General features: G+C 63.6%; 7 protein-coding genes and 1 pseudogene. 3 read left to right on the top strand and 5 right to left on the bottom strand.

The window, feature by feature from the left end; translation table 11 throughout:
• From AC1DWI_RS11805 to AC1DWI_RS11795, 3 genes are all read left to right on the top strand, one after another.
• On the top strand, positions 1-360 hold a 360-nt coding region (locus tag AC1DWI_RS11805), incomplete at its 5' end, for a winged helix-turn-helix domain-containing protein (protein WP_477724885.1).
• A 6-nt stretch (positions 361-366) separates the two neighbouring features.
• A complete protein-coding gene (locus AC1DWI_RS11800) occupies positions 367-1,596 on the top strand; it encodes an ATP-binding protein (RefSeq protein ID WP_477670265.1) in 1,230 nt (409 codons plus the stop codon).
• A gap of 310 nt (positions 1,597-1,906) precedes the next feature.
• The gene (locus tag AC1DWI_RS11795) at positions 1,907-2,530 is read left to right on the top strand and encodes a carboxymuconolactone decarboxylase family protein (protein WP_477670266.1); all 624 of its coding nucleotides are present in this window, start codon (positions 1,907-1,909) and stop codon (positions 2,528-2,530) included.
• Between the two features lie 5 nt (positions 2,531-2,535).
• Here AC1DWI_RS11795 and waaF read toward each other — a convergent pair whose 3' ends face one another.
• The 5 genes and pseudogenes from waaF to AC1DWI_RS11770 form a co-directional block, all read right to left on the bottom strand.
• A complete protein-coding gene (waaF, locus tag AC1DWI_RS11790) occupies positions 2,536-3,555 on the bottom strand; it encodes a lipopolysaccharide heptosyltransferase II (RefSeq protein WP_477670267.1) in 1,020 nt (339 codons plus the stop codon).
• A gap of 99 nt (positions 3,556-3,654) precedes the next feature.
• Positions 3,655-3,876 carry a zinc-finger domain-containing protein gene (locus AC1DWI_RS11785; protein WP_477670268.1) on the bottom strand — a complete coding sequence of 74 codons (222 nt, stop codon included), beginning with the start codon at positions 3,874-3,876 and terminating at the stop codon, positions 3,655-3,657.
• Between the two features lie 102 nt (positions 3,877-3,978).
• Positions 3,979-4,917 (bottom strand): branched-chain amino acid transaminase, encoded by a 939-nt coding sequence (locus AC1DWI_RS11780; RefSeq protein WP_477670269.1) that lies wholly within the window; start codon positions 4,915-4,917, stop codon positions 3,979-3,981.
• 102 nt (positions 4,918-5,019) lie between these two features.
• Entirely contained in the window at positions 5,020-5,454 is a 435-nt protein-coding gene (locus AC1DWI_RS11775; RefSeq protein WP_477724884.1) for a glycerate kinase, read from the bottom strand.
• Positions 5,455-5,624: 170 nt separating this feature from the next.
• Positions 5,625-5,868 (bottom strand): annotated as a pseudogene (locus AC1DWI_RS11770) (metallophosphoesterase family protein); the annotation flags it as partial.

Here is a 5,868-nt window from a genome sequence, read left to right as displayed (position 1 = left end):
GTGCTGCGCCGCGGCGGCGAAACGGGTGCGGCAGCCTCCAGCGGCGGCCACAAGGTCATGCGCTTCGGTTCGCTGGAGATTGACCGCGATGCACGCACCGTATCGGTGTCCGGCAACACCTGCGAGCTGACGTCTTACCAGTTCGACCTGCTGGTGGCGCTGGCCGAACGTGCAGGCCGCGTGCTGAGCCGCGACCAGATCATGGAAGCCGTACGCGGCCGCGAACTCGAGGCCTTTGACCGTTCCATCGACGTGCACATGGGCCGCATCCGCAGCGCCATCGAGGCCGACGCAAAAGACCCCAAGCGCATTCTGACGGTGCGCGGTGTCGGCTACGTTTTTGCCAAACAGCAGGACTAGATTCTTATGTGGGGACGTTTTACATCGCACCTCTATGTGCGAATCTGGCTGGCTGTTGTCGCTACAGTGCTGGTCCTCACTTTTCTGGTGGGCGCGGCGTGGCGCCTGAGCGCCGACCCGCCGCAGCTGCCGATACGCGAAGTGCTGGTGCACAACGACAAGGGCGAAGTCATCGGCACGGCGCAGACCAAGCCCGACCGCAAACCCGGTGACGGCCTGGAATTTGACGTGTTGACCAAAGACGGCCAGACGCTGAACCTGGTGTTGCCGCGGCCCAAACGCCCACCCGGCAATAACCCGTGGAATCGCCCTCCGTTTGGTTTTGGCTGGATGCTGGTCGTCGTCGGCCTGGCCGTGGCGCTGGGCGCCTACCCCGTGATGCGAAGGTTGACGCTGCGGCTGGAAGCCCTGCAGCGCGGCGTGGAGCGCTGGGGCGCCGGTGATTTGTCGGCCCGCGTCAATGCAGACGGCAAGGACGAGGTGGCCTTCCTGGCCAGGCGCTTCAACCACGCGGCCGAGCGTATCGAAACCCTGATGGAGTCGCACAAATCGCTGCTGGCCAACGCGTCGCACGAATTGCGCTCACCGCTGGCGCGTATCCGCATGGGGCTGGAACTCATGGGCACCGACGCCGCATCGCCGCAGCGCAAGGAAATTTCCCGCAGCATCTCCGAACTCGACCAACTGATCGATGAGATCCTGTTGGCCAGCCGCCTCGACGCCAAGCAGGCCGACGCGGAGCCTTTTGAAACCCTGGACCTCACCGGCCTGGCGGCGGAAGAATGCTCGCGCGTCAATGCGGAATTGAGCGCCGAGCTGGACCAGGATGCCAGCGGCCCTGGCGCCGGTCTGGGCATTGATGCCGATAGCCACAGCCTGACGGTGCAGGGTTCTCCACGCCTCTTGCGCCGGCTGATCCGTAATCTGCTGGAAAACGCGCGGCGCTATAGCACCGGCGAGATCAGCCTGGAGCTGGCACAGGCCCGGGCCGGGGCAAAACAGCGGGCCGTGATCAAGGTCCATGACCGCGGCCCAGGCGTGCCCGCCGAGCAGCGTGAGCGTATTTTTGAGCCTTTTTACCGCCTGCCCGGCGCCAGTGAACGCGAAGGCGGCGTGGGGCTCGGCCTGGCCCTGGTGAAGTCGATCAGCCAGCGCCATGGGGGCAGCGTTCGCTGCGAAGCCCGGCCCGGCGGCGGCGCGACTTTTGTTGTTGAATTGCCGGTTGTCCATCCATAAACGTGAAATAAATCACGAAAAATGGCCTCCAACAACACTAAACCGCGTGTCTCCTCTATTTGGAGAATGGTCAGACAGGGTGTAATCACCGACATTTCTTTCCGTTGCTGTCACAACAATGGGTAGGGGAACAGGGGAATTAAAAGGGACTAAAAAACCAAACGTCGGTGAAACATTTCAATGATTCCCAACGACATCTTCCTCACGGAAGAAGTTTGCAAAAGCCACCTCGCGGTGGCTTTTTTTTGCCTGAAGACATGGCGGAGCGCCCTTTGATACGCTCAGGGATTCAGCCACCCACAGGAACCCCATGAGCCTTGCCACCACACCCCCAACTCTCGCCGTCCCCCAGGGCTTCTTCCCGCTTGCCGAAGACCGGATGCCGCTGATGCCGCGGGAGGCCATGTCACCCGCGCAGCAGGCCGCTGCGGACGCACTGATCGCCGGCCCGCGCAAGGCCGTGTTTGGCCCCTTCATYCCCCTGCTGCGCAGCCCGCAGCTCATGGGCCGCATTGGCGACGTGGGGGCTTACCTGCGCTTTGAAAGCGCACTGGACGCGCGCATCCGCGAACTCATTACCTGCGTGGCGGCCCGCCATACCGCCAACCAGTTTGAATGGCTGATGCATGCGCCGCTGGCGGTGGCTGCGGGCGTGAGCCAGGCCACTGTGGACGCGATCGCCGAAGGCAGGCAGCCCCGTGAACCGGCCGCCGATGAGGCCGTCGCGCTGGACCTCACGTTCGAAGTGCTGCGCCAGCATGGCTGCTGCGACGCCACCTACGCCGCGGCAGTGGAAACTTTCGGCGAACAGGGTGTGGTCGAGCTGGTCAGCCTCGCCGGCTATTTTGTGATGGTGTGCTGGGTGATGAATGTGGCGCGTACGCCGACCCAGGGCAAACCGGGTTTTTCGCCGCTGGCGGCCTTCCCCGCCTGACCGGCCTAACTTTCCACCCGGGAAACCGGTGGCAGCGCCGCAAGCACCCGCTCGGCGCCCAAATCGTTCAGGCAGCGCGTATGGCCCAGCGGGCATTCGCGCTCGAAGCAGGGTGCGCAGTCCAGCGGCGGCTGGTAGGCTGCATCGGCTTTGAGCCACAGCACAGTGGCCTTGTCGCTTAATGGCGGCGTGTGCAGCGGACTGGATGAGCCGAAGATCGCCACTTGCGACACACCGAAGGCCGCAGCCACGTGCATCAGTCCCGAGTCATTGCTGACCGTGCTCTGGCTTGCGGCGATCAGGCACAACGCCTGTACCAGCGAGGTCTTGCCCGCGAAGTTCAGGCACTTGCCGGGCTGCGCTGCGTTCACCGGCGCGGCAATTTCTTCGCAGAGCGCCGCTTCCTTGCCGGAGCCCAGCAACATCACCGGCAAAGCCAGCCGCGCGGCGAGTTCTGAAAAGTGACGGGCGGGCCAGCGCTTGGCAGGGCCGTATTCGGCACCGGGCGCAAACACGTAATAGCCGCCACGTTGCAGGCCCAGTTCAGCCAGAACCTGCTCAATTTCAGCTGGCGCCATCTGCAGTTGCGGCCGGTCTTTGTCGAGGTCCGCCCCACCGCTCAACGCTGAATAAAACGCCACCATGGGGGGCTTGTTCTTGGGGTTTTTAAGCCGGTGCGTGAGCAGGCCCACGCGGGCTTCGCCAAAGTAGCCGATGCGCTCCGGAATGCTGGCCAGAAAAGGCAGCAACGCGCTTTTCAGCGAGTTGGGCAGCACATAGGCCTTGTCGAAGCGACCCTCGATGCGTTTGGCGATCGCACGACGCTCGCGGAATTGCAGGCCGCCGTGCGCGAAAGGGAACTCAATGACATCGGCCACCTGCGGCATCGCCCGGTAAACCGGCGCCACCCAGGGCAAGGCGCCTACCGTGAGGCGTTCCCCACGCGCATGCAGGCGGCGCATCAGCGGCTCCGTCATCACCGCATCCCCGATCCATTGTGGCGAAATTATTAGTGACTCAGGCATGTGGCCTTCCCTTCCAATGCCAGCGCGAAACCGGCTTTGCCGGGCCGCAGATGGCGCCCCCTTGAGGGGGAAGCGGCCGCAGGCCGATTCGGGGGTGGGTCAATGTCCAGCGCCGAAGTGCTCGCCGGCTTTCAGCGCGTAAACCGTGCCGCAATACGGGCACTTGGCCTGGCCGGTGCGGGCCACGTCCAGGTAGACCTTGGGGTGGCTGTTCCAGATTTTCATGTCGGCTTTGGGGCTGGGGCAGTAGACCCCGCCCTGGGCGTTCAGGTCGGAGGCCAGCAGTTCGACAGCGGATGAATGGAGAGTCGTCGTGGTCATAAAGTCCTTTTTAGTTAAAGACGCCGCCGCGCCGGGCCGCCCCAAGCAAGGCACGGCCCCCTCGGGGGGCAGCGTAGTACACGCAGTGACAAGCGTGGGGGCTCACACTTTCGCCAACCAATGAGCGTACTTGGGATTGCGGCCGTTGACGATGTCAAAGAACGCGCTCTGGATTTTCTCGGTGATGGGGCCGCGCGAGCCGGCGCCGATTTCAATGCGGTCGAGTTCGCGGATGGGCGTGACTTCGGCGGCCGTGCCGGTGAAGAAGGCTTCGTCGGAGATATACACCTCGTCGCGCGTGATGCGTTTTTGCACGAGTTCCAGGCCCAGGTCCTTGCAGATGTGCAGGATGGTGTTGCGCGTGATGCCGTTGAGGGCGCCGGCAGACAGGTCGGGCGTGTAGACCACGCCGCCCTTGATCACAAAAATGTTTTCGCCCGCGCCTTCGCTGACAAAGCCCGACGCGTCGAGCAGCAGCGCTTCATCGTAGCCGTCATCCAGCGCTTCCATGTTGGCGAGGATGGAGTTGGTGTAATTGCTCACCGCCTTGGCCTGCGTCATGGTGATGTTGACGTGGTGGCGGGTATAGCTGGAGGTCTTCACACGGATGCCGCGCTTCATGCCTTCTTCGCCAAGGTAGGCGCCCCAGGGCCAGGCCGCGACCATCAGGTGGATCTGGTTGCCCTTGGGGCTGACGCCGAGTTTTTGCGAGCCGATCCAGGTCAGCGGGCGGATGTAGCAGGACTCCAGCTTGTTCTCGCGCACGACGGCTTTCGTGGCTTCGTTGACTTCGTCCTGGCTAAAGGGAATCTTCATGCGCAGGATCTTGGCGCTGTTGAAGAGGCGCTCGGTGTGCTCTTGCAGCCGGAAGATCGCCGTGCCGCCCTGGGCGTTGTAGGCCCGCACGCCTTCAAACGCGCCGCAGCCGTAATGCAGGGTGTGGCTCAGCACGTGGATCTTGGCGTCGCGCCAGTCGACCATCTGGCCGTCCATCCAGATTTTGCCGTCGCGGTCTGCCATGGAAGGTGCTACTGGGGACATGATGCTGATCCTGTGATGAGTGTCGTGGAATGATTTTTGGCCATCGGCCGCACCCGCCTGCCGGCAACCCCGGGAGGCGGTGCAAAGCCCGAAAGTCCGATTTTACGGTGCGGGCGGCGCTGCGCCCCCGGCCTCAGGCGAATCCGCGGGCACGGGGCGGAAGAGTTCATGGTGCGACAGTTTGCCGCCCACAAAGGTGCAGGTGACATGCGACTCGGAACCGTCTGTCCAGCGGAAGATTTCGGGCTGCTCGTCCTTGGCCGACTGCAGCAGGCCCAGCGCCCGCGTCATCGCCACCACATGCAGCAATGTCATGCCGGGCCGGAGCTTGGCGTTGAGCATGACCGCGCTGTCGACATGACCGATGGGCCGGTTGGCTGCACGCTTCAAGACCTRCATCATGCGGGTGAAATGCAGCAGCACCCACATCACGAGGGCGCTGGCGGCGGCGGCTACACCGGCCCAGCCGTAAAAGCGGTACGCCAGCAAGACCCCGGCGATGCCGGCCACGGGAACAATGATTTTCTGGAAGTTCATGGCCTTATTTTCGCAGCCACCCGGGGCGCCGGCGCTGCGGGGAGTGCGTAGCCGCATGAAAAAACCGCCGAAAGCGGCCTCCAGGCAGCGTGGCGGGCTCTTTTTAAGCCAAAAGTGGCTGCTGCCCAATCAGATATTGCGCCAGCAGCTATGTTTTTAATAGCACTTTGTTAACTGCCGCGTTGTGCCCAACCGGTCGCCAGGGCATACGCCCAGTCGGGGCGCCCGCGCCCAAATGCCGCTTTGGATGCCGTCATATGGTCGTAGGGCACTGCGCGCAAGTCCACCCGCCAGCCCTGGGCCGTTTTTTCCACGACCGCGTAGCGCGCGTGCGGCGCACCGTTTTCCACCACATGCGGGTGAGGATGGTCGTCGTCATAGGCCTGCAGGCCGACGCTGCCGGGATTGACGACC

Source organism: Polaromonas sp. P3_C2 (assembly GCF_056402675.1).
Note: the sequence above shows the minus strand (reverse complement) of the source record. Positions and strands in the feature narration are given on the sequence as shown.